Here is a 23475-nt window from a genome sequence, read left to right as displayed (position 1 = left end):
CCCCTACATGTGGAAGGTTCCCGTGACTCAGAAGCCCGACCAGTGTCTTGGTGAATGGATCGATCGTGAAGCGCTCGCTGAGGCGATGATTCCGCTTATCGGTCAGCTTTACCGCAATAACAACGTGGTGAGTTCGATCTATGGCCGCAGCCTGATCAATCGTTCAGTCATCGCGATTCTCAAAGCTCACCGCTTTGCTCGCCATCGCCAGTCCGACGACAGCGAATTGTCCGTCCACGAAACTTTCCCGCTGCTCAAAGCGATGAGCGAGCTCAAGCTCGGCGCCGCTTCGGTAGACCTGGGCAAGCTGGCCGTCAAGTTCAAGACCGAAGGCAATGGCCGTACTGCCGAGCAGTTCGTCCGTGACGAATTGGCCGATGTGGTTGGCAAGCAAAATGGTTCCGGGCGTAAAGGCACTGACGTTGTACTGTACGGCTTCGGTCGTATCGGCCGTCTGCTGGCGCGCATCCTGATCGAAAAAACCGGTGGTGGCGACGGCCTGCGTCTGCGCGCCATCGTTGTCCGCAAGGGCGCCGAGAACGATCTGGTCAAGCGTGCCAGCCTGCTGCGTCGTGACTCGGTTCATGGTCCGTTCGATGGCACCATCACTATTGATGAAGCCAACAACACCATCACCGCCAACGGCAACCTGATCCAGGTGATCTACGCGAAGAACCCTACTGAAGTGGATTACACTCAGTACGGCATCAACAACGCACTGCTGGTGGACAACACCGGCGTATGGCGTGACGCCGAGGGTCTGGGTCAGCACCTGTCCTGCCCGGGTATCGACCGCGTTGTTCTGACCGCGCCAGGCAAAGGCAAGCTGAAGAACATCGTGCACGGTATCAACCATGCCGAAATCACTGCTGACGACAAGATCGTTTCCGCCGCTTCCTGCACCACCAACGCCATTGTGCCGGTGCTCAAGGCCGTCAACGACAAGTTCGGCATCGTCAACGGTCACGTTGAAACAGTTCACTCGTACACCAACGACCAGAACCTGATCGACAACTTCCACAAAGGCGATCGCCGTGGTCGTAGCGCCGCGTTGAACATGGTAATCACCGAGACCGGTGCTGCCACCGCCGCTGCCAAGGCACTGCCTGAGCTGGCTGGCAAGTTGACCGGTAACGCGATCCGCGTTCCGACGCCAAACGTGTCGATGGCCATTCTCAACCTCAACCTTGAGAAAGCCAGCACCCGCGAAGAGATGAACGAGTACCTGCGCTACATGGCGCTGCACTCCGATCTGCATAAGCAAATCGACTACGTCAACTCGCAGGAAGTGGTTTCCACCGACTTCGTTGGCTCGCGTCACGCCGGCGTGGTGGATGCTGAAGCGACCATTTGCAACGATAACCGCGTTGTTCTGTACGTTTGGTACGACAACGAATTCGGTTACAGCTGCCAGGTAGTCCGCGTGATGGAAGACATGGCCGGTGTAAACCCGCCAGCGTTCCCGCGCTAAGCGATTGCACAAACAAAAACGCCCCGACTTGTCGGGGCGTTTTTGTTTGTGCGGGTTGCTTGGGGTTGAGATCGTCTGATCTGGCGTCTCGCGGGCAAGCCTCGCTCCTACAGGATTTGCGCAACCCATGCAGGAGCGAGGCTTGCCCGCGATCGATCTGTCAGGCGCCGCCGACTACAGACGCTTGCGCGGTGCGCAGCGCATGCTTGTTGCCACGGAACAACACCAGCGTTGCGACCAACCCAAGAACCGCTGCACCACTGAGCCAGATTCCCGGTGCCGCTTTGTTGCCCAGAACATGGATCAGGTAGGTGCACGCCGCTGGCGTGAATCCGCCAAAGGTCGCAGTCGCCAGGCTGTAGGCCAGGGAGAAGCCGGTCGTCCGTACTTCAACCGGCATGATTTCGGTCAGGGCTACCACCATGGCGCCGTTATACGAGCCATAAAGGAATGACAGCCACAACTCGACGATCAGCAAGTGGCTGAAGCTCGGGTTGGCCACCAGCCAGGACAGCGCCGGATAAGCCGTCAGCAGAGCCAGGATGGTCGCCGCCAACAGTAGCGGTTTGCGGCCGATCTTGTCGGAAAGCGCCCCCATGACTGGTAGCCAGAAGAAGTTCGATAGACCGATACAGACCGTGACCAGCAGCGCGTCCAGGTCCGACAGGTTCAGCTCGGCTTTGCCGAAGGTCGGGGTGTAGGCGGTAATCAGATAGAACGACACAGTGGTCATCACTACCAGCGCCATGCCACCTAGCACCAGTCCAAAGTTCTGACTGATCGAGCGAACAATGTCCTTTAGGGTCGGGCGATGTTGGCGTGCCTGGAACTCCGGAGTTTCTTCCAGCGAACGACGAATCACGAAGATGACCGGCACGATCATGCAGCCGATCAGGAACGGCACGCGCCAGCCCCAATCGCCCATTTGATCCGGGCTCAGCCAGTGGTTCAGGCCCACGCCGAGCAGACCGGCGAAGACCACCGCGGCTTGTTGGCTCGCGGATTGCCAGCTGACGAAAAAGCCTTTGCGGCCCACAGTGGCGATTTCTGCCAGATACACCGACACGCCGCCCAGTTCCACGCCGGCCGAGAAGCCTTGCAGCAGTCGACCGAACAACACGATCAGTGGCGCGGCGACGCCCAGTGTGGCGTAACCCGGCACACAGGCAATCAGCACGGTGCCCGCGGCCATCAGTGCGAGGGTGATGATCAAACCTTTGCGGCGGCCATGGCGGTCGATGTAGGCACCGAGGAAAATTGCACCCAGTGGGCGCATCAGGAAGCCGGCCCCGAAGGTGGCCAGCGACAGCATCAATGAAGCAAAAGCGCTATCGGCAGGGAAGAAGGTTTTAGCGATGGCCGTGGCGTAAAAGCCGTAGACCATGAAGTCGAACATCTCGAGAAAGTTGCCGCTGACAACGCGAAAAATCGCTTTGCCTTTGCCCGTATTCGAGGACATTTGAAGGTGCTCACTTTTGGCTGTCTTATTTGGAATCCCTGGTCTTGACGCTTCCTTTTGCCGAAGTCGGGCATTCGCCGTCCCATCGAGCAGTTTGTAACAATATGTGTATCCATGGAGGGAGGCAACAAATAGTTAGCTTGCTGCTTAAACGATAAAGCCACTTAAATGAGTTGATTAAAACGGGTTTAGCCTAAGCATGGTCTGGCGCAGGTGGGTATCTGTCGCATAATGCCCAGCCCTGAGAGGTGTGTATTTGCAGGGAGAGTCGATTCTCGGGAGGTGCAGGTTTGTTGCGCAAGAGCCGAATGCAGGTCGTCAGTCTTTTTGTGGTACTCGGCACGTTGTCGGGCTGTGGCAATGGCGACTCGCTGGAAAGTTTCGGCGGTCCGACCATGGGCAGTACCTATTCAATCAAATATGTGCGCCACAAGGGCGTCCCCGGGCCAGCCGAGGTCCAGCCGCAGGTCGAGAGGATCCTGGCCGAGGTCGATCAGCAGATGTCGACCTACCGCGGCGACTCGGACATCGAGCGCTTCAACGATTTGCCGGCGAACAGTTGTCAGCGAATGCCGTCCTCGATCCTGCAGTTGGTGCGTGTCGGCGAGCAGCTGTCGGTTACAAGCGATGGTTCGTATGATCTGACGGTGGAGCCGCTGATGAACCTGTGGGGCTTTGGTCCGCAAGCCCGCGAGGAGAAAGTCCCAAGTACCGAAGCGCTGGCTCGGGTCCGGCAGCGGGTAGGCCATGCTCATTTGCGAATCGAGGGGGATCAGCTGTGCAAGGATGCGCCGGTCGAGGTCGACTTCAACAGCATTGCCGCCGGTTATACCGTGGACCGGATCGCCGCGAAGCTGACAGCCATGGGCATCGACAGCTACCTGGCTGAAGCCACAGGCGAACTCAAGGCTGTCGGTAAAAAGCTCGACGGCTCGCCCTGGCGGATTGCTCTGGAAGAGCCTCGGGACGATCAACAAGTGGCTGAGCGAGTGATCGCGGTGGATGGTTACGGTGTTTCCACCTCTGGCGACTATCGTAATTACTTCGAGCAGGATGGGCGGCGTTATTCCCACACCTTCGACGCCCGTACCGGCGCACCGATCGATCACGCTCTGGCGTCAGTGACGGTGATTCATCCTTCGACGTTGATGGCCGATGGCTTATCGACACTGCTGCTGATTCTTGGCCCGCAACGAGGTTGGGAATACGCAGAAAAAAATGATATCGGTGCATTTTTTGTGATTCGTACCGATACAGGTTTTGTCACGCGTACCAGTCAGGCTTTTGATCGTCTGGTTGCCGGTAAAACCGAGTAATGGCGGTGGTGTCCGTGATTCGCGATAGCGATTTAGTGCAGGCAAAAGTAGCCTACGACGCGACCAAGGGTTAATGTGCGCGGCGTTGACGCTTCTATAGACTGTGTCCGGATTCGTAACCGACCCAAATTGTTCCTTCATGCCGCCGGCCGCGGCATGATTTAGCCGGAGACGCCAGAGTGGTGTCTCGGCCTGTTCTGAGGAGTACGCATGGCTGTCTACAACTACGACGTGGTGGTGCTGGGTTCCGGCCCTGCTGGAGAAGGTGCGGCAATGAACGCCGCCAAAGCAGGGCGCAAGGTGGCGATGGTCGATAGTCGTCGCCAGGTCGGCGGCAACTGCACCCACCTGGGGACCATCCCGTCCAAGGCTTTGCGTCACTCGGTACGGCAGATCATGCAGTTCAACACCAACCCGATGTTCCGGGCCATTGGTGAGCCGCGTTGGTTCTCTTTCCCTGACGTACTCAAGAGTGCGGAAAAGGTCATCTCCAAGCAGGTTGCTTCGCGCACCGGCTATTACGCGCGCAATCGGGTTGACCTGTTCTTCGGCACAGGCAGCTTCGCCGACGAGCAGACGGTCGAAGTGGTGTGCGCCAACGGCGTGGTCGAAAAACTGGTGGCCAAGCAGATCATCATTGCCACCGGCTCGCGCCCGTATCGTCCGGCCGACATCGATTTCCACCACCCGCGTATCTACGATAGCGACACCATCCTGAGCCTGGGTCACACGCCGCGCAAACTTATCGTTTACGGCGCCGGGGTAATTGGTTGCGAATACGCCTCGATCTTCAGTGGCCTGGGTGTGCTGGTAGAGCTGGTGGATAACCGCGAGCAGCTGCTCAGTTTCCTGGATTCCGAGATTTCCCAGGCGCTGAGTTACCACTTCAGCAACAACAACATCACTGTGCGCCACAACGAAGATTACGATCGGGTCGAAGGCGTGGACAACGGCGTGATCCTGCACCTCAAATCCGGCAAGAAGATCAAGGCCGACGCCTTGCTCTGGTGCAACGGTCGCACTGGCAACACCGATCAGCTGGGCCTGGAAAATATCGGGATCAAGGTCAACAGCCGTGGCCAGATCGAAGTGGACCAGACCTATCGCACCTGTGTGGCGAACATCTACGGTGCTGGCGACGTGATCGGCTGGCCGAGCCTGGCCAGTGCCGCCCATGACCAGGGGCGTTCGGCAGCCGGCAGCATTGTCGATAACGGCAGCTGGCGCTTCGTCAACGATGTGCCGACCGGTATCTACACCATTCCGGAGATCAGCTCGATCGGCAAGAACGAGCAAGAGTTGACCCAGGCCAAAGTGCCTTACGAAGTGGGCAAGGCGTTCTTCAAGAGCATGGCGCGCGCGCAGATCGCCGGTGAGCCCCAGGGCATGCTCAAGATCCTCTTCCACCGCGAAACCCTGGAGATCCTCGGGGTGCACTGCTTCGGCTATCAAGCTTCCGAGATCGTCCACATCGGTCAGGCGATCATGAACCAGAAGGGTGAGGCCAACAGCCTCAAGTACTTCGTCAACACCACGTTCAACTACCCGACCATGGCCGAAGCCTATCGGGTCGCTGCTTACGACGGCCTCAACCGGCTTTTTTAAGCGGCTCCGGCCGGTGGCCTGAGCCGGCCGGGGAGACCGATTTCAGCAATTCTCGAGAGTGGCGCTGGCCAAACCGGGAAAGTCTGTAATCAGGCTATCTACGCCGAAGTCGGCGAGCCTGCGCATCAGCGCGGGTTCGTTGACTGTCCACACCGACACATGCAGACCCTGGCGCTGGGCTTTCTGCAGGCGCTCGGGCGTGCACAGCGTCCAGTTCAACGCCAGAATCTCACAGCCATAGCTCTGCGCGACCTTCAGTGGGTCGAGCCAGGCGTATTCGGCTACCAGTCCGCGTGACACATCCGGTGTCAGATCCAGTGCAGCTTTCAGTACTTCCCTTGAGCTCGACGTGATGGTGACTTTGTCCAGCAGCCCGAAGCGCTGAGCCATCTCTCGAATGGCCAGCACGGTGGTTGCTGCGCGGGTTCGCGAAGCACTTTTGACTTCCAGTTGCCAATGCTCGAAGTCGCATTTTTCGAACAGCTCTTCCAAACGCGGAATCGGGCATGGTTTGATCCATCCCGGGCCGCCCTTGCGTGCGTCATAGGTCACCAGGTTGGCGGCCGAATGTTCGACCACCTTGCCGCGCCGGTCGGTGGTGCGCTTGAGCGTCGGGTCGTGAATCACCATCAACTCGCCGTCCATGGACAAATGCAGGTCCAGCTCGCAGCGTCGTACCCCGTGCTTGAGGCATTGTTGAAAACTGGTCAGGGTGTTTTCCGGTGCTTCGCCTTTGGCGCCGCGGTGGCCGTAGATAAGGGTCACGGTTGTTCCTTAATGATTGCCTGGTTCGTTCTGTTCGCGCGCAAGGCGTCGTTCTTGAGCCTGTTTGTGCAAGATATAGCGGGCCAGCAATTGGCGTTGCGCATCGGTGAGGGATTCGAACTCGGTGCCAATCTGGAAAGTGCCGAAGCTTTCCGGTTCACAGTGAGTGACCTTGGCCCGTAACAGCAGACCCAGCGCTTGCGGCATCAGCAATAGCTTGATCGCCAGATGGCTGCCGGTCGGGTAGGCGAGGTGATGCTCGAACTCGATACCGCCTTCGGACAGCACCACATGCCGTGGCTCTTCGAACTTGCCGAGCACGGTCTGCGCAACAACCTGGCCGAGCAGGTCGATACGCTTGTTCATGACTTTCAGGTAGCTGGCGGTGTTTCGATCACGCTCGCTGATCTGTCTGAGCAGGTGTTGCGACTCGAATTCGCTCAGATGCAGTTCACTGAGCAGATTGAACAGCGGTGACTCATCCTGCAACACTTCCTGGCCTGCGGCTTCGTGGGCAGACAGGGGCCTAATTTCCAGTGCGATCGTGTCCTTGATACGGTAGTATTCGCGGCGATCTTCTTCATCTAATGTCGACATGGCGAACCCATGGTAGCGGCGGTGGTCTGAGTGTAAAGCTGGTTACCGACCCCCGCCACAAGGACGTTCCTCTTTCCTCCGAACAAGCCCCGACATGTTCAGACCTCTCTTCGTATTTATCGGCACGCGTTATACCCGTGCAAAACGCCGCAATCATTTTGTGTCATTTATTTCCCTGACCTCGATGATCGGACTCGCCCTCGGCGTAGTCGTGATGATCGTCGTGTTATCGGTGATGAATGGCTTCGATCATGAGATGCGCACCCGTGTATTGGGCATGGTGCCTCACGCGACCATCGAATCCGATGAACCCATCGGCGACTGGCAAAGCCTGGCCGCCAAGGTCAAGCAAAACCCGCAGGTGCAGGCGGTTGCGCCGTTCACCCAGATGCAGGGTTTGCTGACCAACAACGGTCAGGTGCAGAAAGTCCTGCTCAATGCCGTCGACCCAGCCCAGGAGCGGAAGGTCTCGATCATTGACAACTTCATGACGCAGGGCAAGCTCGACGACCTGGCGCCGGGCAGCTTCGGCATTGTGATCGGCGACAAGGCCGCGACCAAACTCGGCGTGGGCCTTGGCGACAAGCTGACCTTCGTCGCTCCGGAAGTCACCGTGACCCCGGCCGGGATGTTCCCGCGGATGAAGCGCTTCACGGTGGTCGGCATTTTCCATGTCGGCGCCGGTGAGCTGGACGGTTACCTGGGTTTGACCAATCTTGACGATCTGGCACGCCTGCATCGCTGGAAGCCGGATCAGGTACAGGGTCTGCGCTTGAAGTTCGACGACCTGTTCCAGGCACCGCGCACCGCGTGGAACATCGCCCAGAAGCTCGGTGAGAACCATTACTTCGCTCGTGACTGGACCCGCACCCACGGCAACCTGTATCAGGCCATCCGCATGGAAAAAGCCATGATCGGCCTGCTGTTGTTGCTGATCGTGGCCGTTGCTGCGTTCAACATCATTTCCACGCTGGTGATGGTGGTGAATGACAAGAAAGGCGACATTGCGATTCTGCGCACCCTCGGCTCCACACCGGGACAGATCATGGCGATCTTCATGGTCCAGGGCACGGTGATCGGCGTCGTTGGTACGGCAATCGGTGCCGTGGTCGGCATGTTCGCCGCGTTGAATGTCAGTGCCGCGATTTCCGCCCTCGAAGGCCTGATCGGGCACAAATTCCTTAATGCTGACGTGTACTTCATCGACTACCTGCCGTCGCAACTGATGGCCGAAGACGTGTTGATGGTCTGCGGCGCGGCGTTGGTCCTGAGTTTCCTCGCCACCCTGTATCCAGCCTGGCGTGCTGCGCGCACCCAGCCTGCGGAGGCGCTACGTTATGAGTGATTTGGGTATGAGTACTAAAGCAGTCTTGAGTTGCCGCGATCTGGGTAAGTCCTACGAGGAAGGCCCGGAATCGGTGGTGGTGCTGTCCGGTTTGCAGCTGGAGCTGCACCCGGGTGAGCGTGTGGCAATTGTCGGCACCTCCGGTTCCGGCAAGAGTACCTTGCTCAACCTGCTTGGCGGCCTCGATACACCCACCAAAGGCAGCGTCTGGCTGGCCGGTGAAGAGCTGTCGGCACTCAACGAAAAGTCCCGCGGCCTGTTGCGCAACCGTTCGCTGGGTTTCGTTTACCAGTTCCACCACTTGCTGCCCGAGTTCACCGCTCTGGAAAACGTCTGCATGCCGCTGTTGATCGGTCGCACGGCGATTCCCGAAGCCCGTCAGCGGGCCAAGGCCTTGCTGGATCGCGTCGGTTTGGGCCATCGCCTGGAGCACAAACCGGCCGAATTGTCCGGTGGCGAACGTCAGCGCGTGGCCATCGCCCGTGCTCTGGTGAACAAGCCGGGGCTGGTGATGCTCGATGAGCCGACCGGCAACCTCGACTCCCACACCGCCCAGGGCATTCAGGATTTGATGCTGGAACTCAGCACCTCGATGCGCACCGCGTTCCTGGTGGTGACCCACGACATGAACCTGGCCCGCCAGATGGATCGCGTCCTGCACCTGCAGGAAGGTCGCCTGACGCCCATCTGATTGGCCGAAACCCGGCACGCCTGAAAAGCGCGTCGGGTCTTTTATTTTTATACGGTGCCCCAGCGAATGTTCAGACCGTTATCGATCTTTATCGGCACGCGCTATACCCGCGCCAAGCGCCGCAATCGCTTTGTTTCCTTCATCTCGATGACCTCGATGATCGGCCTCGCCCTGGGTGTGTTGGCGATGATCGTGGTGCTGTCGGTGATGAACGGCTTTCAGCGCGAAATGAGCTCGCGCATCCTCGGTATGGTGCCCCACGCGACCATCGTCGGCGTCAATCCGATCAATGATTGGCAGCCGGTGGCGGCTGCCGCCATGAAGAATCCCGAAGTGACGGCTGCGGTGCCGTTCACTGAGATGGAAGGCATGCTGTCCTACAAGGGCTCGATGCAACCGATCCAGATCAGCGGCGTCGATCCGGCTCAGGAAGGCAAGGTGTCCATCGTTGCCCAGCACATCGTGCAGGGTCGTCTGGACGACCTGAAGCCCGGTGAGTTCGGGGTGGTGGTCGGTGAAATCACTGCGCGCCGTTTCCGCTTGAACGTCGGCGACAAGATCACCCTGATCGTGCCGGAAGTCAGCACCGCGCCGGGTGGCATCACACCGCGCATGCAGCGGCTGAATGTGGTCGGCGTGTTCAAGGTCGGCGCGGAGCTGGATGGCTCCATGGCGCTGATTCACGTCGCCGACGCCGCGCAAATGCAGCACTGGGAGCCCAATCAGGTACAAAGCGTTCGTCTGGCGGTGAAGGATCTGTATGCCGCGCCACAAGTGTCGACGGACATCGCCACCGGCCTGGGCGATAGCTACAAGGCCGATGACTGGACCCACACCCAGGGCAGCCTGTTCAGCGCAATGAAGATGGAAAAGACCATGATCGGCCTGCTGTTGCTGATGATCGTCGCCGTGGCTGCATTCAACATCATCGCCACCTTGATCATGGTGGTGAACGACAAGGGCGCGGACATCGCGATCCTTCGCACCATCGGCGCTACGCCACGGCAGATCATGGCGATCTTCATGGTTCAGGGGACCGTGATCGGGATTGTCGGCACCTTGATCGGCGGCGTTCTTGGGGTGATCGCGGCGTTGAATGTGAGCGAGCTAGTGGGTTGGCTGGAGCGGGTCAGTGGCCAGCATATCTTTAGTTCCGATGTGTACTTCGTCAGCAATCTGCCGTCCGAACTGCAAGGCGTGGATGTGGCGCTGATCTGCACAGCCGGTTTTGCCCTGAGCTTTCTGGCCACGGTGTATCCCGCCTGGCGCGCGTCGAAGATCCAGCCGGCGGACGCGTTGAGATATTCGTAAGGGCATCTGATCGTTCCCACGCTCTGCGTGGGCATGCAGCCCGTGACGCTCTGCGTCACAAGCGGACGCAGAGCGTAGGAACGATCAGATTCTCGGCAACTCAATCACAAACCGGGTCCATCCCTTATCCGACTCGCAATGAATCTGCCCGCCATGGGCGCGGATGATCGACTGAGTGATCGCCAATCCCAATCCCGCATGTTCGCTGCTGCCCTCACGGCGAGCCGGATCGGCCCGGTAAAAGCGATCGAACAAACGCGGCAATAACGCCTGGTCAATTGCGCTTCCGCTGTTCTCGATGCTCAGGCTCAAGCCCTTGGGTCGATCAACAACTCGTACCCGCACCTCTCCGTTCGCCGGGGTAAAACGTAGCGCATTGTCCAGCAAGTTGGAGAGGGCGCGGCGCAGCATGCTGCGGTCCCCGGTAAAGCGTGCGTTGCCTTCGCGGGTCAGACTGATTTGCGTTTCTTCTGCAAGCGGCGCGAAGAACTCCAGCAACAGGTCCGCCTCATCCCCCAGTTCCAGGGGCTCGCGTTTCGGGATCAGCAAGCCATGATCGGCTTTGGCCAGATACAGCATGTCGTTGACCAATTGCGCCATCCATTGCAGCTCTTCCAGATTGCTGTGCAACGCCTCGCGATAGTCCTCCAGCGGCCGTGGTCGGGTGAGGGTGACCTGAGTATGGGTGAGCAAATTCGACAGCGGTGTGCGCAGTTCATGGGCGATGTCGGCGGAAAACGCCGAAAGTCGCTGGAACGAATCGTCCAGGCGCCCGAGCATGGCGTTAAACGTGTGGGCCAGTTCGGCGAGTTCGGCTGGCATCTGATCGTGGGGCAGGCGCTTGGTCAGCGAACTGGCGGAAACACTGGCGGCGACTTCACTCATGCGTCGTAGCGGGCGCAAACCGCTGCGTGCGGCCCAGGCACCCAATAACGCCGTGGCGAGCGCCGACAGGCCAACGGTCAACCAGATCAAATGCTGCATGCGTTGCAGGAAGTGTTGATGGTGGGTGATGTCGAGCATCAGCGTCAGCTGTGGGGAGCCCGGCTTGCCCGGCTCCAGCGCCGCGTTGTAGACCCGGTAGGCAGTGCCAGCGCTTTGCAGGCTGTGCAAACCGGGCTCGGTTGGCAAGCCGGAGGGCAGGGTGGTTGAGCTATCGAACCAGACGCTGCCATTTGCAGTACTGACGCGCAGCGCCAGGTCTGGTTGATGATTGAGTTCATCCTGCAACGAGGCTTGGCGATCAGCGAAACGGGCCGGGTCATCGGCACCTTGCAAAGCACTGCGCAATGCGATCAATTTGCCATCGAGCAATTGCTGATCGAGTTCGATGAAGTGTCCTTCGCTGGCGCGACTGAAGAGCACGCCAGCCAGTAACGAAACCACTGCGGTGCAGGCGGCAAACAGCAAGGCCAGGCGGCTGCTCAGGGAAAGACAGCGCATCAGACAGGACGCTCTTCGAGGACGTAGCCCATGCCGCGCACGGTATGAATCAATTTGTTCGTGTAGTCATCGTCGATCTTCAGGCGCAAGCGGCGAATCGCCACTTCAATCACATTGGTGTCGCTGTCGAAATTCATGTCCCACACTTGCGAGGCGATCAGCGATTTGGGCAGCACTTCGCCCTGGCGCCGCAACAGCATCTCCAGCAGGGCGAACTCCTTGGCGGTGAGGTCGATGCGCTGGCCGCTGCGTTCGACCCGGCGACGGATCAAGTCCAGGCGCAAGTCGGCCAGTTGCAGGCTGGTTTCTTGAGGCGTGGCACTGCCTCGGCGCAACAGGCTTCGTACACGGGCGAGGAGTTCGGAGAAGGCGAAGGGTTTGACCAGGTAGTCGTCGGCGCCGAGTTCGAGGCCATGCACGCGGTCTTCCACAGCGTCGCGGGCGGTCAGAAACAGCACCGGCATGTCCAGGCCCGCGCTGCGCACGGCTTGTAGAATTTGCCAACCGTCACGACCGGGCAGCATCACATCCAGGATCAGCAGCGCGTAATCACCGGTCAGCGCAAGGTGCTGACCGGTGGTGCCATCGGCCACCAGTTCGGCGTTAAAGCCGGCTTCACTCAGCCCTTGGCGCAGATACTGCCCGGTTTTCAGTTGGTCTTCGACGATCAGCAGTTTCATGGGCGACTCATGGCAAACGGACGGGAGCTTTATACCGCGGGCGGTGGCAATGCGGCGTAACCTGACAAAGTTGTAATCTAGCAGTCAGCTGGCTGGCAGCGATGCAGCTTTAGAGTTTCCCACAGGCTGAACCTCATCTTGTGGGAGTGTGACTATGTTTTTGGGAAAACGGTTTTTGCGAAATCGACTGGTGCTGGCGGGTTGTCTGCTGGTATTGAGCTTCCCCGTCTGGGCCTCACCACCGGCACAGACCTACGCCTTCGGCGCGCCTGCGCCTGCAGCGAAAGCCACGCGGACAGTCGAAGTGGTAATGGACGATATGTCCTTCAGCTCCAAGTCACTGGATATCAAGGCCGGTGAGACAGTGCACTTTGTGCTGGTCAACAAGGGGCAGCTGCTGCACGAGTTCAACCTGGGCGACGCGGCGATGCATGCCAGGCACCAGCAGGAAATGCTCCAGATGCAGCAGAGCGGCATGCTGACTCCGAGCGCAATGAACAGCGCGCCGGTGTCGTCTGGCTCCATGGATCACGCAGCGATGGGCCACGGTTCGATGGCTGGTATGGATCATGGATCGAGCATGAGGCACGACGACCCGAACAGTGTACTGGTAGAGCCGGGTAAAACCGCCGAATTGACCTGGACCTTCAGCAAAGCGAGCAATCTGGAGTTCGCCTGCAACATCCCCGGTCACTATCAGGCAGGGATGGTCGGCAAGATTAGCGTCGCCCAGTAAGCGCTTCACACTCAAAGGCGGGAGCAAAGGCTGGTAGACTTGTCGGGTTTATTCAGTCAGGTTTCCGCCATGCATCCCGCAGCCGAACACTCGCCGCTGGGCAAGTCCAGTGAATACATTTCTACCTACACCCCGTCTTTGCTGTTTCCGATCCCGCGCGCGGCGAAATGGGCCGAGCTGGGCTTGAGCGCCGAGACCCTGCCGTATAAGGGCGTGGACTTCTGGAATTGCTTTGAGTTGTCCTGGTTGCTGCCGTCCGGTAAGCCGGTGGTGGCGATCGGCGAGTTCAGCATTCCGGCAGATTCGCCGAACATCATCGAGTCGAAGTCCTTCAAGTTGTACCTCAACTCGCTGAACCAGACGCCGTTTGCCGATCGCCAAAGCCTTGAAGCAACCTTGCAGGAAGATTTGTCCATTGCGGCCGGCAAGCCGGTGGGCGTGCGGATTCGCAGTCTGAGCGAAGTCCAGGCTGAAGGCGTGGCCGGGTTGCCGGGCGTTTGCATTGATGAGCTTGATGTCAGCGTCCGCGACTACGAGCAGCCGCGGCCAGAACTGCTGCGCTGCGACGATTCGCAGGTGATCGAGGAGAGTGTGCACAGCCATCTGCTTAAATCCAATTGCCCGGTGACCGGTCAGCCAGACTGGGGCAGCGTTGCCGTGCACTATCGCGGCGCAGCGCTGGATCACGCGAGCCTGCTGGCTTATCTGGTGAGTTTCCGTCAACACGCGGACTTTCACGAGCAGTGCGTGGAGCGGATATTTCTCGACCTGCAACGCCTGTTGAAACCGGAGACACTCACGGTCTATGCGCGTTATGTGCGCCGTGGCGGTCTGGATATCAATCCGTACCGCAGCACTGAGGCGGTGGAGCTGCCCAACCTCAGACTGGTTCGCCAATAAAGATCTGGTGTGGGTTGGCGGTGTTCGCTAGACCGCGTTCATTACCGCAAAATGAAAAAGCCCCGCTTTAAAGAGCGGGGCTTTTGTATGTGGGGTGTCTAGATTCCCATGTTACCTAGCGCGAGCACGATATTGCGCAAGGTGCCGGCGATCGCGGGATGATCAACTTCGAAGCGTTCTACGGCGAGGTTTACGCCATCGGCCAGGTTGGTGCCCTGAGTTTTTTTCTCAAGTTCGAGCTCAAGCTCGATCTGTTGCATCAGCAATTGCAGATCGGCGCGTTCTGCTTCCGAAAGCGGTGGGTTTTGCTCCAATTGCTCGCGCAGGGTATTGAGCTGTTCTTGCAATTCGCGGGCAGGCATGGCGTTCTCCCTTTATTGATAGGCACAGGTATGGATCGCGGCACAGGCCTAAAGATCCATACCCTGACCTTAGAGTAATCCACTCCATCGCCGCGTGCATGATCTCGATCAAGATCGCTCGATCAGGGTTTTTCACCCTTGAGTCGCCGCAGGCCGATGTCCGCCAGGCAGGTGGTGAGTTCGCCCAGGTGATCAATCACCGAATGTACGCCGAGACTGAACAGTTGCAGCGTTGCCTTGCCGCGTTTGCGCTCGCGCTCTTGCTGGCTCAAAGCCTGCCATTCGCTGGGTGCCAGCCCGCACAGTGAGCCGCATGATGCCAGGCCGATAGTCCAAAGCCCGGCGTTGAGTCCTGACTGCAGCAAGCGTGGTTCACCGCTGACCAGTACACAGCCATCCAGGCGACTGACATTCAGCGTCATCAACGCCTGCCAGCAAGCGTTAGGGGCCGGCCATTGACGGGCTGCTTCGGTGTTGTGGGTGGGTTTGATCCAGTCCGGCAGCGATGCCGCGAGGGAGTGGCTGACCCCGGGCGGCAGCTCATCCAGCCAGGCGCAGGGGACGCCCTGGCGTTGCAAGCTGTGCAGGATATCCAGTGCTCCCGGGGTGGCATTGGCGGGTTCGTGGGGCGGCTGGTCGGCGCTGTGTTGGCGCGTCCGGGCGCCGAAATCGACCAGGCAGCCACTGAGGCCAAAAAGTACGGCAGTCAGGGCTGGAGCAGCTACGGGTAAGGCTTCAGCGTGCGGCATATCAACGTCCCTGAAATAGCATCGCAGGCTAGCCGTTGCCGATGACAGTTGAGTGACATCCGTATGAATGGGAAAAGGCAAAACCGAGTCCTGTTGCAAGACTCCTCTGGAGGGATGCTGCCTAATCAGGCAGTTCCACCTTATACTAGCCCGATTACCGCCAGGGCATAGCGCCCGCGACAGAACCATCCAAGGAGTTTTTGCTATGCGCTGGAGCAATCGTCTAGCTCAGCTTTGTGTGTGTACCAGTATCATGTTGGTTCCATTTGTGGCTCAGGCCTCGGAAGAAGACCCTTGGGAAAGCATCAACCGGCCGATTTTCCGGTTCAACGATTTTCTTGATACCTATGCCCTTAAACCCCTGGCGCAGGGCTATGAGGCAATCACGCCGCAGTTCCTCGAAGACGGCATCCACAACATGTTCCGCAACATCGGTGACGTTGGCAACCTGGCCAACGACGTCTTGCAGGCCAAGCCTCGCGCCGCTGGCGTCGACACCGCGCGCTTGTTGATGAACACCACGCTTGGCGTGGCCGGGTTCTTCGATCTGGGCACCAAAATGGGCCTGCAGCGCAACGATGAGGACTTCGGTCAGACCCTCGGCCACTGGGGCGTGGGCAGCGGTCCATTCGTGATGCTGCCGTTCTTTGGTCCGAGTACTCTGCGTGATGCACCCTCCAAGTACGTGGACAGCTACACCAAACCCTACCGTTATATGAATGACATTCCGGCGCGCAATATGGCATACGGCCTGGATGTGATCGATACCCGCGCCAGCCTGCTGTCGGCCGAGAAGCTGATCAGTGGCGACAAATACGTGTTTATCCGCAATGCCTTCCTGCAGAACCGCGAGTTCAAAGTCAAGGATGGCAAGGTCGAAGACGATTTTTAAGCCTGACTCTGCAAACACAGAAGGCGGCCACGTGGCCGCCTTCTGTGTTTGTGTCCCGGATTAACTCATCTCCAGGATCGTAAAACCAAGTTTCTGACTGCCGCCGTCCTGTTCTTTAATCCAGACGACCTCTGTGTCGGCTTCCAGACCTTTGAGGGCGGCATGTTCAGAGTCAATCCGTACCTTCAGCCTGTCGCCCACCTTGAATGAGCGTGGAGCCTGGACTTGCATACCGCTGCTGGAAAGGTCCACGCAGACCGCTGGAATCACCTGGCCAGCGTGGATCAGGGTGACCTCGGCATCCACCCGCATGCGGATGTAGTCACGTTTTTCGCTGTAGTCACGGTCATTTTGACTCATGGGCTCTGTCCTTCGATTCTGTTACGGATTTGCTTGTTCTTATAACTCCCGGTGATTTGCGGTGTAAAGACGTCAAGCGACCATCCGCATGAGCTTGAAACGCCCCGCGGATGGGAGTACCGTCTGCGCCTTAGAAGGGCACCTCTGATTAACGCGCGAGTAGGGCAACAGCTCAAAAGTCTGCGACCCGGAGAGGCTAGAAAGCGAATCCAGTAGTGTGAGCCCGGCCAATGCCTCGCCACCTACGCCAACCTAATTCTGGCGCCGTTTGCCCACATGCAAAAAACCAGTGCCACGCTGCTGATAATCGATGACGACGAAGTAGTACGCGCGAGCCTCGCGGCCTATTTGGAAGACAGTGGATTCAGCGTCCTTCAAGCCAGTAATGGCATGCAGGGTCTTAAGGTATTCGAGCAAGCAAAGCCCGACTTGGTGATCTGCGATCTGCGTATGCCGCAGATGGGCGGACTCGAGTTGATTCGTCAGGTGACTGACCGTGCTCCCCAAACACCGGTGATCGTTGTCTCGGGCGCCGGCGTCATGAACGATGCTGTCGAGGCCTTGCGTCTCGGGGCGGCGGATTACCTGATCAAGCCCCTGGAAGATCTGGCAGTGCTCGAGCACTCAGTGCGCCGGGCACTGGATCGCGCGCGTCTGTTGCTGGAAAACCAGCGCTACCGCGAAAAGCTGGAAGCCGCCAATCGCGAGCTCGAAGCCAGCCTGAATCTGCTGCAGGAAGACCAGAACGCCGGGCGCCAGGTGCAGATGAACATGCTGCCGGTCAGCCCTTGGTCGATCGACGAGTTTCAGTTTGCGCACCAGATCATTCCGTCCTTGTACCTATCCGGTGATTTCGTCGACTACTTTCGGGTCGACGAGCGTCGGGTAGCGTTTTATCTGGCAGACGTTTCCGGTCATGGCGCGTCTTCAGCATTCGTGACGGTGCTGTTGAAATTCATGACCACGCGGTTGTTGTTCGAGTCCAAGCGCAACGGCACCCTGCCGGAGTTCAAGCCTTCGGAAGTCCTTGGTCATATCAATCGAGGCCTGATCAGCTGTAAGCTGGGCAAACATGTCACGATGGTCGGTGGCGTCATCGACGAGGAGACGGGTTTGTTGACCTATAGCATTGGCGGTCACCTGCCATTGCCTGTGTTGTACACCCCAAACAGTGTTTGCTATCTGGAAGGGCGTGGTCTGCCGGTGGGCTTGTTCAATGAAGCCACCTACGAAGATCGCGTACTGGAATTGCCGCCGACATTCAGCCTGACGTTGATGTCCGATGGTATTTTGGACCTTTTGCCCGAGCAGACACTCAAAGAGAAAGAGGCCGCCTTACCTGAAAGGGTGAGAACGGCGGGCGGCAGCCTGGATGGTCTGCGGCAGGTTTTTGGATTGGCCACGCTAGGGGAGATGCCGGATGATATCGCCCTGTTGGTGTTGAGCAGGAATCTTTAATGAGTACCGGTAGAATCCAGTTCGCCGAGCAGGACGGCACCTTCGTCCTGAAGTTCATCGGTGAAGTTCGCCTGACCCTTTGTTCGGCGTTGGATGCGACTATTGAGAGGATCTTCACCGCGCTGAATTTTTCAGCGATCGTGATCGATCTGACCGAAACCCGCAGCATCGACAGCACGACACTTGGCCTGCTGGCCAAACTGTCGATCCTTTCGCGGCAAAAGGTCGGCCTTTTGCCGACTGTCGTTACCACCCACGAAGACATCACCCGGCTCTTGCAGTCGATGGGCTTCGATCAGGTGTTCAACATCGTTGATCGCCCGATTCCGTGCCCGGAATGCCTGACCGACCTGCCATCCCAGGATCAGTCGGAAGAAGTGGTGCGGATCAAAGTGCTCGAAGCGCACAAGATCCTCATGGGCCTGAACGACTCCAATCGCGAAGCTTTCCACGACTTGGTGAACGCCCTGGAGCGTCACTGATCCCCTGAAGCGGTGAGCGCTGGTCCGGCCCCGTCGCAAGCAAGCCCGCTCCCACACGAGTCCTGCGTCGATCACACCAGCGCGATCCGACACCGATCCCCTGTGGGAGCGGGCTTGCCCGCGATAGCGGCATAACACTCGACAAATCCCTCAGCGCGAAGCCAGCAGTCTTCGCCGCCAAACCGCATAAAAAAGGGCGAACCCACCAGGGTTCGCCCTTTTTGCATCACGCTGAATCAGATCAAAGCTTGGCTTGCAGCAGCGCTTCGAGCTTTTCCTGGTCGCGAGCGAACTGACGAATGCCTTCAGCCAGTTTTTCGGTGGCCATGGCGTCTTCGTTGGAAGCCCAGCGGAACTGCGCTTCGGTCAGGCTCTGACGCGCTTCGCCAGCATGGCTCGGCGCCAGTTTGCGTTCCAGCTTGCCGTTATCGGCGGCCAGTTTCTCGATCAGGTCAGGGCTGATGGTCAGGCGATCACAGCCGGCCAATTGCTCGATCTGGTTCAGGTTACGGAAGCTGGCGCCCATGACCACCGTCTTGTAGTCATTGGCTTTGTAGTAGTTGTAGATGCGGGTGACCGACTGCACGCCCGGATCATCGGCGCCGGTGTAGTCGTTGCCGTTGGCCTTCTTGTACCAGTCGTAGATGCGGCCTACGAACGGCGAAATCAGGAACACCCCGGCCTCGGCACAGGCAACGGCCTGAGCGAAGGAGAACAGCAGGGTCAGGTTGCACTGAATGCCTTCGCGTTCCAGCTTTTCGGCGGCGCGGATGCCTTCCCAGGTAGAAGCGATCTTGATCAGTACGCGATCGCGGCCAATGCCAGCCTTTTCATACAAATCGATCAGACGGTGCGCGCGTTTCAACACAGCGTCGGTATCGAACGACAGGCGCGCATCCACTTCAGTGGAAATACGCCCTGGAATCACTTTCAGAATCTCTTGCCCAACCGCCACGCCAAAGCGATCACTGGCCAGACCGACATCGCCCTTGCAGTCGCTGACGCAGTCGTTCAGCAACTGGGCATAACCTGGAATGGCCGCGGCTTTGAGCAGCAGCGAAGGGTTGGTGGTAGCGTCCACCGGTTTGACGCGAGCGATAGCTTCAAAATCGCCAGTATCGGCAACAACGGTGGTGAACTGCTTGAGTTGATCCAGCTTGGAAGTCATTGGCGTGCTCTGTCCTGTGAGTCTGTTGACATTACCCGAGCGCTGACAGCCACTCAAGGGCAGTTATGCTTAACGACGGCCCCGACCGCAACAACCTGAAAACAGATGTTTGAATAGCGGGGCATCATTCAGATAATTTCGATGCCAAATCAGCCGGCAGGTTCAACATGCCTGAGATCTACCGACCTTCGAGCAGCTGCGCAGCCTGATCCAGCAACGCCAAAGGCTCCTTGGCCTTATGGATATCTACCGACAGCAACTGCCGAAAACGCCGGGCTCCCGGAAAGCCCGTGCCCAGCCCCAGCACGTGCCGAGTGATATGGTGCATCGCCCCGCCAGCCGCCAGATGCTCAGCAATATAAGGACGCAAACGCGCCAAAGCCTCAGCCCGGGAAATCACCGGTGCCGTACTGCCGAACAACTGCTGATCCACCTCAGCCATCACATAAGGGTTGTGATACGCCTCGCGCCCCAGCATCACCCCGTCGAACCGCTGCAAATGCTCGTGACACTGCGCAAGGGTCTTGATCCCGCCGTTGAGAATAATCTCCAGCTCCGGGAAATCCGCTTTCAACTGTGCCGCCACGTCATACCGCAAAGGCGGAATATCGCGGTTCTCCTTCGGCGACAACCCCTCCAGAATCGCAATCCGCGCATGCACGGTAAAACTCGTACAACCGGCATCCCGCACCTGACCGACGAAATCACACAACTGGGCATAACTGTCGCGACCATTAATCCCGATCCGATGCTTCACCGTCACCGGAATCGACACCGCATCGCGCATCGCCTTCACACAATCCGCCACCAAAGCAGGATGGGCCATCAAACACGCGCCGATCATATTGTTCTGCACCCGGTCGCTTGGGCAGCCCACGTTGAGATTGACCTCGTCGTAACCGTGTTCCTGAGCCATGCGAGCGCACGCCGCCAAATCCGCCGGGACGCTGCCGCCCAGTTGCAGGGCGAGCGGATGTTCGGCTTCGTTGTGACGCAGAAAACGGTCATGGTCGCCATTGAGGAGCGCGCCGGTGGTGACCATCTCGGTGTAGAGCAGGGCATGCCTGGAGAGCAGGCGTAGGAAAAATCTGCAATGGCGATCGGTCCAGTCCATCATCGGCGCAACGCTGAAGCGGCGGGAGAGGGACTGGGGTGTGGCTGGCGTGGTGTGTAAGGGCATGGGTATCTGGATGGGTGGGGCGAGGCAGCAGTTTATCAGGAATGGAGTGGGATGGCTGAAAGGGGTGAGCTGAGTCAGGTGTCTCGGTGAGTCTTCAGCTCTAGACTATTATGAACTGTCAGGAAGGCAGTCTTGGTTGACCAATGCCTGCGTGCTCAATATCCCCGACCTCGTTCAAACCGCTCTGAGGAGAATACGATGAACAACAAGCTCGCAGCGTTATCTGTTGTCCTCGCGATGGGGTGCCTCGGGTCTTCAATGGGTTGGGCTGAGCCTGGCGATTACATCATGGTTACCCCAAATGACATCAAATGGGCCGATAACCCTGCTTTACCAAAGGGGGCACAAACCGCCGTCCTCCAGGGCAACCCCAACGTTGGCCCCTATATCGTGCGAGTAAAACTCCCGCCGAACTATATTATTCCCGCCCATACTCATCCCGACGAGCGCACAGTCACGGTGATCTCGGGTACGTGGTATCACGGCGATGGGGATAAGTTCGATGCGACAAAATTGCATGAATTTCCGGCCGGAAGCATTTTTGGCGAGGGTCACGTGAGGCACTTTGGGGCAAGCAAAGGCACAGAGGTAATCCTTCAGGTGCAGGGCCCCGGCCCAATCGGGATTGACTACGTCAACCCTGCAGACGATCCAAGAAAAAAATAGCGTTCACTCTGACCGGTTGCCCAGTCTAGTGGGGGGGTTGTTAGGGGTAAAAAAAAAGACCTCCGCACTGCGGCGGGTGGCAGGTGACTGCCATTCCTGCCGCGACCTTTAGTCGTATCCAGACGCTCCTACCAACGCAACTCGAAGGCATTTTTCGCGCCTGGCTGGATGCTGCTGCCCAAGCGTGCGCACTCGCGAGAAAGGGTGTCGTGCAGCCATTGACGGTCATCCCCTTCGGCGCGACAGAGACGAAAGCGACGCAGGCGCATGGGTATCAGGTCCAGCGACTGCAGGTGCCCGCCCGGGTCCAGCGAGGTAAAATATAGAAGCCCCAGGTCACCGCGAAAGGCTGCGTGGTCCTCGATGCCTTCGTAATCGTTCAGGAGATCACCGCAGCCATAGAGAATCAGGCGTTCGCGGTACACCTCGATGCCCTTGATGTGGTGCGAGGAGTGCCCGTGCACCAGGTCAACTCCGGCCTCGTCGATCAAGGCATGGGCGAACCGGACCTGCTCGCGCGGGATCTCGAACCCCCAGTTGCCGCCCCAGTGAATGGAGGCGACCACCAGGTCCCGCGGATTTTTGCCCTCGAGAATCCGTTTGGCGACAGGGCGCAGGCTTTGCATCGACAGATCCTCCAGCCGCGCGACGCCCGCGCGCCTATCCGTGGCGGCCCAGTCCGGCGCAATACCGCTGTCGGGTGCGCCGAGGCCAAACACCAGCAAGCGCCGCCCACCTGGCTGCGGCAGCACGGCGGGCGCTTCGGCAGATTGCCGGTTGTGCCCGGCGCCGGCGCTGCACATACCGTTGCTCGATAGGGTATCCAGCGTATCGGCCAGGCCGGCTGCCCCCCAGTCCAGCACATGGTTGTTGGCCAGCACGCAGCAGTCGATGCCGGCTGCGCTGATGACCGGGAAGTTCTCCGGGCTCATGCGGTAATTGATGCCCTTTGGTTCCGGTCGTCCGCGGCGGGACACCGCAGTTTCCAGATTGATGATGCGTGCGTCTGGCTGGCGAAGTTCGAACTCATCCAGCGCAGCGCCCCAGACATAGGTGAAATCGACTGGGCGGGGAATCGAGCCATTGAGTCTTTCTGCCAGCCGGACGTAATCGCCGGCATTCTTGACGTAAGCTTCGTAAAGCCGCGGATCGCCAGGATGCGGCAGTACTGAGTCGATGCCGCGGGCGGTCATGATGTCGCCGGCGAGAAACAGCTTCAGCGTATCGGTAACAGCTGCCATGGCACCCTCCCGGATATCCCGAATAACGTAAACCGGGGACAGGCCCCGATCAGCTCACCTGCGGCCCCATCACAACCATCATCACGCCTCGACAATAGCCAGGTGGTGTTCTCAATCAGGCCAGCCAGATGACGGCTGACACCAGGCTCGGCATCGACTGATAGTTTCTTGCCAGTCGTTCATACCTTGTTGCGATCCGGCGAAATTGCTTCAGCTTCTGGAAAAAGCGCTCCACCAGGTTGCGCGCTTTGTAGAGATGCCGATCCAGCCGGCGAGGTTTCAGGCGATTTCTTTTCGAGGGGATGACCGCTACCGCGCCCCTGCACTGGATAACCTCAATTATGCGTCCTTTTTGTGCGGTCTTGTCAGGCGCGGAGGCGGGCCTGGGAGTTGGATGTTAAAAAATGTTATTCTAAAAAAATACTTCACATAATGTGATCATTGGTGGATTATCTCTCCAGCCGGTATGACCGCCTGATAACAAGACAAAAGCAGGATTGTCTCGATGTTTGACAAGATCCCGACTCAGGTGCCGAGCGATAGCGCCGCTCAACCGGGTGATCCGTTTGTCATGCCCGCGCTCATTTCTACAACGCGG

The 23475-nt window shown here is 58.7% G+C and carries 24 protein-coding genes; 12 read left to right on the top strand and 12 right to left on the bottom strand.

The window, feature by feature from the left end; all coding sequences use genetic code 11:
* The first annotated feature begins 7 nt into the window (after positions 1 to 7).
* Positions 8 to 1471 (top strand): glyceraldehyde-3-phosphate dehydrogenase, encoded by a 1464-nt coding sequence (locus AC07VR_RS22795; RefSeq protein ID WP_494992296.1) that lies wholly within the window; start codon positions 8 to 10, stop codon positions 1469 to 1471.
* A 160-nt stretch (positions 1472 to 1631) separates the two neighbouring features.
* Here AC07VR_RS22795 and AC07VR_RS22790 read toward each other — a convergent pair whose 3' ends face one another.
* Positions 1632 to 2930, bottom strand: coding sequence for an MFS transporter (locus AC07VR_RS22790; protein ID WP_495012610.1), 1299 nt, complete (start codon positions 2928 to 2930; stop codon positions 1632 to 1634).
* 308 nt (positions 2931 to 3238) lie between these two features.
* Between AC07VR_RS22790 and AC07VR_RS22785 the strand changes: the two genes are divergently transcribed.
* Positions 3239 to 4246 (top strand): FAD:protein FMN transferase, encoded by a 1008-nt coding sequence (locus AC07VR_RS22785; protein ID WP_495012620.1) that lies wholly within the window; start codon positions 3239 to 3241, stop codon positions 4244 to 4246.
* A 210-nt stretch (positions 4247 to 4456) separates the two neighbouring features.
* The gene (sthA, locus tag AC07VR_RS22780) at positions 4457 to 5851 is read left to right on the top strand and encodes a Si-specific NAD(P)(+) transhydrogenase (protein ID WP_494992293.1); all 1395 of its coding nucleotides are present in this window, start codon (positions 4457 to 4459) and stop codon (positions 5849 to 5851) included.
* Positions 5852 to 5893: 42 nt separating this feature from the next.
* On the opposite strand, the gene AC07VR_RS22775 is transcribed toward sthA, so the two are convergent.
* On the bottom strand, positions 5894 to 6616 hold the full coding sequence (locus AC07VR_RS22775) for a glycerophosphodiester phosphodiesterase (RefSeq protein ID WP_494992292.1): 723 nt from the start codon (positions 6614 to 6616) through the stop codon (positions 5894 to 5896).
* A gap of 9 nt (positions 6617 to 6625) precedes the next feature.
* A complete protein-coding gene (locus AC07VR_RS22770; protein WP_494992291.1) occupies positions 6626 to 7213 on the bottom strand; it encodes a PilZ domain-containing protein in 588 nt (195 codons plus the stop codon).
* Between the two features lie 94 nt (positions 7214 to 7307).
* On the opposite strand from AC07VR_RS22770, the gene AC07VR_RS22765 reads away from it, so the two are divergent.
* The 3 genes from AC07VR_RS22765 (at position 7308) to AC07VR_RS22755 (ending at position 10560) form a co-directional block, all read left to right on the top strand.
* Positions 7308 to 8558, top strand: coding sequence for a lipoprotein-releasing ABC transporter permease subunit (locus AC07VR_RS22765; RefSeq protein WP_495012609.1), 1251 nt, complete (start codon positions 7308 to 7310; stop codon positions 8556 to 8558).
* Between the two features lie 7 nt (positions 8559 to 8565).
* Complete coding sequence (lolD, locus tag AC07VR_RS22760; RefSeq protein ID WP_494992289.1) at positions 8566 to 9249, top strand: lipoprotein-releasing ABC transporter ATP-binding protein LolD; 684 nt, start codon at positions 8566 to 8568, stop codon at positions 9247 to 9249.
* Positions 9250 to 9315: 66 nt separating this feature from the next.
* Complete coding sequence (locus tag AC07VR_RS22755) at positions 9316 to 10560, top strand: lipoprotein-releasing ABC transporter permease subunit (RefSeq protein ID WP_494992288.1); 1245 nt, start codon at positions 9316 to 9318, stop codon at positions 10558 to 10560.
* An 84-nt stretch (positions 10561 to 10644) separates the two neighbouring features.
* Here AC07VR_RS22755 and AC07VR_RS22750 read toward each other — a convergent pair whose 3' ends face one another.
* Positions 10645 to 12003 carry a heavy metal sensor histidine kinase gene (locus tag AC07VR_RS22750; RefSeq protein WP_494992287.1) on the bottom strand — a complete coding sequence of 453 codons (1359 nt, stop codon included), beginning with the start codon at positions 12001 to 12003 and terminating at the stop codon, positions 10645 to 10647.
* Positions 12003 to 12683 carry a heavy metal response regulator transcription factor gene (locus tag AC07VR_RS22745; RefSeq protein WP_494992286.1) on the bottom strand — a complete coding sequence of 227 codons (681 nt, stop codon included), beginning with the start codon at positions 12681 to 12683 and terminating at the stop codon, positions 12003 to 12005. Before AC07VR_RS22745 ends, AC07VR_RS22750 begins: the two co-directional genes overlap by 1 nt.
* A 154-nt stretch (positions 12684 to 12837) precedes the next feature.
* Here AC07VR_RS22745 and copI point away from each other — a divergent pair, with 154 nt between their 5' ends.
* Together copI and queF are read left to right on the top strand one after the other, a co-directional pair.
* Positions 12838 to 13419, top strand: coding sequence for a copper-resistant cuproprotein CopI (gene copI, locus AC07VR_RS22740; RefSeq protein WP_495012608.1), 582 nt, complete (start codon positions 12838 to 12840; stop codon positions 13417 to 13419).
* A gap of 69 nt (positions 13420 to 13488) precedes the next feature.
* Positions 13489 to 14319, top strand: coding sequence for an NADPH-dependent 7-cyano-7-deazaguanine reductase QueF (gene queF, locus AC07VR_RS22735; RefSeq protein ID WP_495012607.1), 831 nt, complete (start codon positions 13489 to 13491; stop codon positions 14317 to 14319).
* A 98-nt stretch (positions 14320 to 14417) separates the two neighbouring features.
* Here queF and AC07VR_RS22730 read toward each other — a convergent pair whose 3' ends face one another.
* Both AC07VR_RS22730 and pcrP read right to left on the bottom strand, forming a co-directional pair.
* Positions 14418 to 14681, bottom strand: a complete 264-nt coding sequence (locus AC07VR_RS22730) for a DUF4404 family protein (protein ID WP_489075281.1) — start codon at positions 14679 to 14681, stop codon at positions 14418 to 14420.
* Between the two features lie 122 nt (positions 14682 to 14803).
* The gene (pcrP, locus tag AC07VR_RS22725) at positions 14804 to 15430 is read right to left on the bottom strand and encodes an HAD superfamily inactivated hydrolase PcrP (RefSeq protein ID WP_494992283.1); all 627 of its coding nucleotides are present in this window, start codon (positions 15428 to 15430) and stop codon (positions 14804 to 14806) included.
* Positions 15431 to 15635: 205 nt separating this feature from the next.
* Between pcrP and AC07VR_RS22720 the strand changes: the two genes are divergently transcribed.
* Positions 15636 to 16322, top strand: a complete 687-nt coding sequence (locus AC07VR_RS22720; RefSeq protein WP_494992282.1) for an MlaA family lipoprotein — start codon at positions 15636 to 15638, stop codon at positions 16320 to 16322.
* 60 nt (positions 16323 to 16382) lie between these two features.
* On the opposite strand, the gene AC07VR_RS22715 is transcribed toward AC07VR_RS22720, so the two are convergent.
* Positions 16383 to 16682 carry a PilZ domain-containing protein gene (locus AC07VR_RS22715; RefSeq protein ID WP_494992281.1) on the bottom strand — a complete coding sequence of 100 codons (300 nt, stop codon included), beginning with the start codon at positions 16680 to 16682 and terminating at the stop codon, positions 16383 to 16385.
* A gap of 276 nt (positions 16683 to 16958) precedes the next feature.
* Between AC07VR_RS22715 and rssB the strand changes: the two genes are divergently transcribed.
* On the top strand, positions 16959 to 18140 hold the full coding sequence (gene rssB, locus AC07VR_RS22710) for a two-component system response regulator RssB (protein WP_495012606.1): 1182 nt from the start codon (positions 16959 to 16961) through the stop codon (positions 18138 to 18140).
* A complete protein-coding gene (gene rssC, locus AC07VR_RS22705) occupies positions 18140 to 18622 on the top strand; it encodes an anti-sigma factor antagonist RssC (RefSeq protein ID WP_016968051.1) in 483 nt (160 codons plus the stop codon). Before rssB ends, rssC begins: the two co-directional genes overlap by 1 nt.
* A 241-nt stretch (positions 18623 to 18863) precedes the next feature.
* Here the strand turns inward: rssC and tal are convergent, their stop codons facing one another.
* Together tal and dusA are read right to left on the bottom strand one after the other, a co-directional pair.
* A complete protein-coding gene (gene tal, locus AC07VR_RS22700; RefSeq protein ID WP_495012605.1) occupies positions 18864 to 19790 on the bottom strand; it encodes a transaldolase in 927 nt (308 codons plus the stop codon).
* 178 nt (positions 19791 to 19968) lie between these two features.
* Positions 19969 to 20970, bottom strand: a complete 1002-nt coding sequence (gene dusA, locus AC07VR_RS22695) for a tRNA dihydrouridine(20/20a) synthase DusA (RefSeq protein WP_494992278.1) — start codon at positions 20968 to 20970, stop codon at positions 19969 to 19971.
* Positions 20971 to 21168: 198 nt separating this feature from the next.
* Between dusA and AC07VR_RS22690 the strand changes: the two genes are divergently transcribed.
* Positions 21169 to 21636 carry a cupin domain-containing protein gene (locus AC07VR_RS22690; RefSeq protein ID WP_494992277.1) on the top strand — a complete coding sequence of 156 codons (468 nt, stop codon included), beginning with the start codon at positions 21169 to 21171 and terminating at the stop codon, positions 21634 to 21636.
* A 128-nt stretch (positions 21637 to 21764) separates the two neighbouring features.
* Here AC07VR_RS22690 and AC07VR_RS22685 read toward each other — a convergent pair whose 3' ends face one another.
* Both AC07VR_RS22685 and AC07VR_RS22680 read right to left on the bottom strand, forming a co-directional pair.
* Positions 21765 to 22877 (bottom strand): CapA family protein, encoded by a 1113-nt coding sequence (locus tag AC07VR_RS22685; protein WP_495012604.1) that lies wholly within the window; start codon positions 22875 to 22877, stop codon positions 21765 to 21767.
* Positions 22878 to 22992: 115 nt separating this feature from the next.
* Positions 22993 to 23208 carry a transposase gene (locus tag AC07VR_RS22680; protein ID WP_495012619.1) on the bottom strand — a complete coding sequence of 72 codons (216 nt, stop codon included), beginning with the start codon at positions 23206 to 23208 and terminating at the stop codon, positions 22993 to 22995.
* Positions 23209 to 23475 lie beyond the last annotated feature (267 nt).

The sequence above is a fragment of the Pseudomonas sp. GW821-FHT02H09 genome (assembly GCF_059421425.1).
This window is presented reverse-complemented; position numbering and strand designations above follow the sequence as displayed.

Excerpts from the sequence above, each read along its gene's own strand:
- copI (WP_495012608.1), top strand. The coding sequence starts at position 12,838 with ATGTTTTTGGGAAAACGGTTTTTGCGAAATCGACTGGTGCTGGCGGGT.
- AC07VR_RS22715 (WP_494992281.1), bottom strand. The coding sequence starts at position 16,682 with ATGAGTCAAAATGACCGTGACTACAGCGAAAAACGTGACTACATCCGC.
- AC07VR_RS22790 (WP_495012610.1), bottom strand. The coding sequence starts at position 2,930 with ATGTCCTCGAATACGGGCAAAGGCAAAGCGATTTTTCGCGTTGTCAGC.
- tal (WP_495012605.1), bottom strand. The coding sequence starts at position 19,790 with ATGACTTCCAAGCTGGATCAACTCAAGCAGTTCACCACCGTTGTTGCC.
- AC07VR_RS22730 (WP_489075281.1), bottom strand. The coding sequence starts at position 14,681 with ATGCCTGCCCGCGAATTGCAAGAACAGCTCAATACCCTGCGCGAGCAA.
- AC07VR_RS22720 (WP_494992282.1), top strand. The coding sequence starts at position 15,636 with ATGCGCTGGAGCAATCGTCTAGCTCAGCTTTGTGTGTGTACCAGTATC.
- pcrP (WP_494992283.1), bottom strand. The coding sequence starts at position 15,430 with ATGCCGCACGCTGAAGCCTTACCCGTAGCTGCTCCAGCCCTGACTGCC.
- rssC (WP_016968051.1), top strand. The coding sequence starts at position 18,140 with ATGAGTACCGGTAGAATCCAGTTCGCCGAGCAGGACGGCACCTTCGTC.
- dusA (WP_494992278.1), bottom strand. The coding sequence starts at position 20,970 with ATGCCCTTACACACCACGCCAGCCACACCCCAGTCCCTCTCCCGCCGC.
- AC07VR_RS22785 (WP_495012620.1), top strand. The coding sequence starts at position 3,239 with ATGCAGGTCGTCAGTCTTTTTGTGGTACTCGGCACGTTGTCGGGCTGT.
- AC07VR_RS22750 (WP_494992287.1), bottom strand. The coding sequence starts at position 12,003 with ATGCGCTGTCTTTCCCTGAGCAGCCGCCTGGCCTTGCTGTTTGCCGCC.
- AC07VR_RS22765 (WP_495012609.1), top strand. The coding sequence starts at position 7,308 with ATGTTCAGACCTCTCTTCGTATTTATCGGCACGCGTTATACCCGTGCA.
- AC07VR_RS22745 (WP_494992286.1), bottom strand. The coding sequence starts at position 12,683 with ATGAAACTGCTGATCGTCGAAGACCAACTGAAAACCGGGCAGTATCTG.
- AC07VR_RS22795 (WP_494992296.1), top strand. The coding sequence starts at position 8 with ATGTGGAAGGTTCCCGTGACTCAGAAGCCCGACCAGTGTCTTGGTGAA.
- AC07VR_RS22755 (WP_494992288.1), top strand. The coding sequence starts at position 9,316 with ATGTTCAGACCGTTATCGATCTTTATCGGCACGCGCTATACCCGCGCC.
- rssB (WP_495012606.1), top strand. The coding sequence starts at position 16,959 with ATGCAAAAAACCAGTGCCACGCTGCTGATAATCGATGACGACGAAGTA.
- AC07VR_RS22690 (WP_494992277.1), top strand. The coding sequence starts at position 21,169 with ATGAACAACAAGCTCGCAGCGTTATCTGTTGTCCTCGCGATGGGGTGC.
- lolD (WP_494992289.1), top strand. The coding sequence starts at position 8,566 with ATGAGTACTAAAGCAGTCTTGAGTTGCCGCGATCTGGGTAAGTCCTAC.
- queF (WP_495012607.1), top strand. The coding sequence starts at position 13,489 with ATGCATCCCGCAGCCGAACACTCGCCGCTGGGCAAGTCCAGTGAATAC.
- sthA (WP_494992293.1), top strand. The coding sequence starts at position 4,457 with ATGGCTGTCTACAACTACGACGTGGTGGTGCTGGGTTCCGGCCCTGCT.
- AC07VR_RS22685 (WP_495012604.1), bottom strand. The coding sequence starts at position 22,877 with ATGGCAGCTGTTACCGATACGCTGAAGCTGTTTCTCGCCGGCGACATC.
- AC07VR_RS22770 (WP_494992291.1), bottom strand. The coding sequence starts at position 7,213 with ATGTCGACATTAGATGAAGAAGATCGCCGCGAATACTACCGTATCAAG.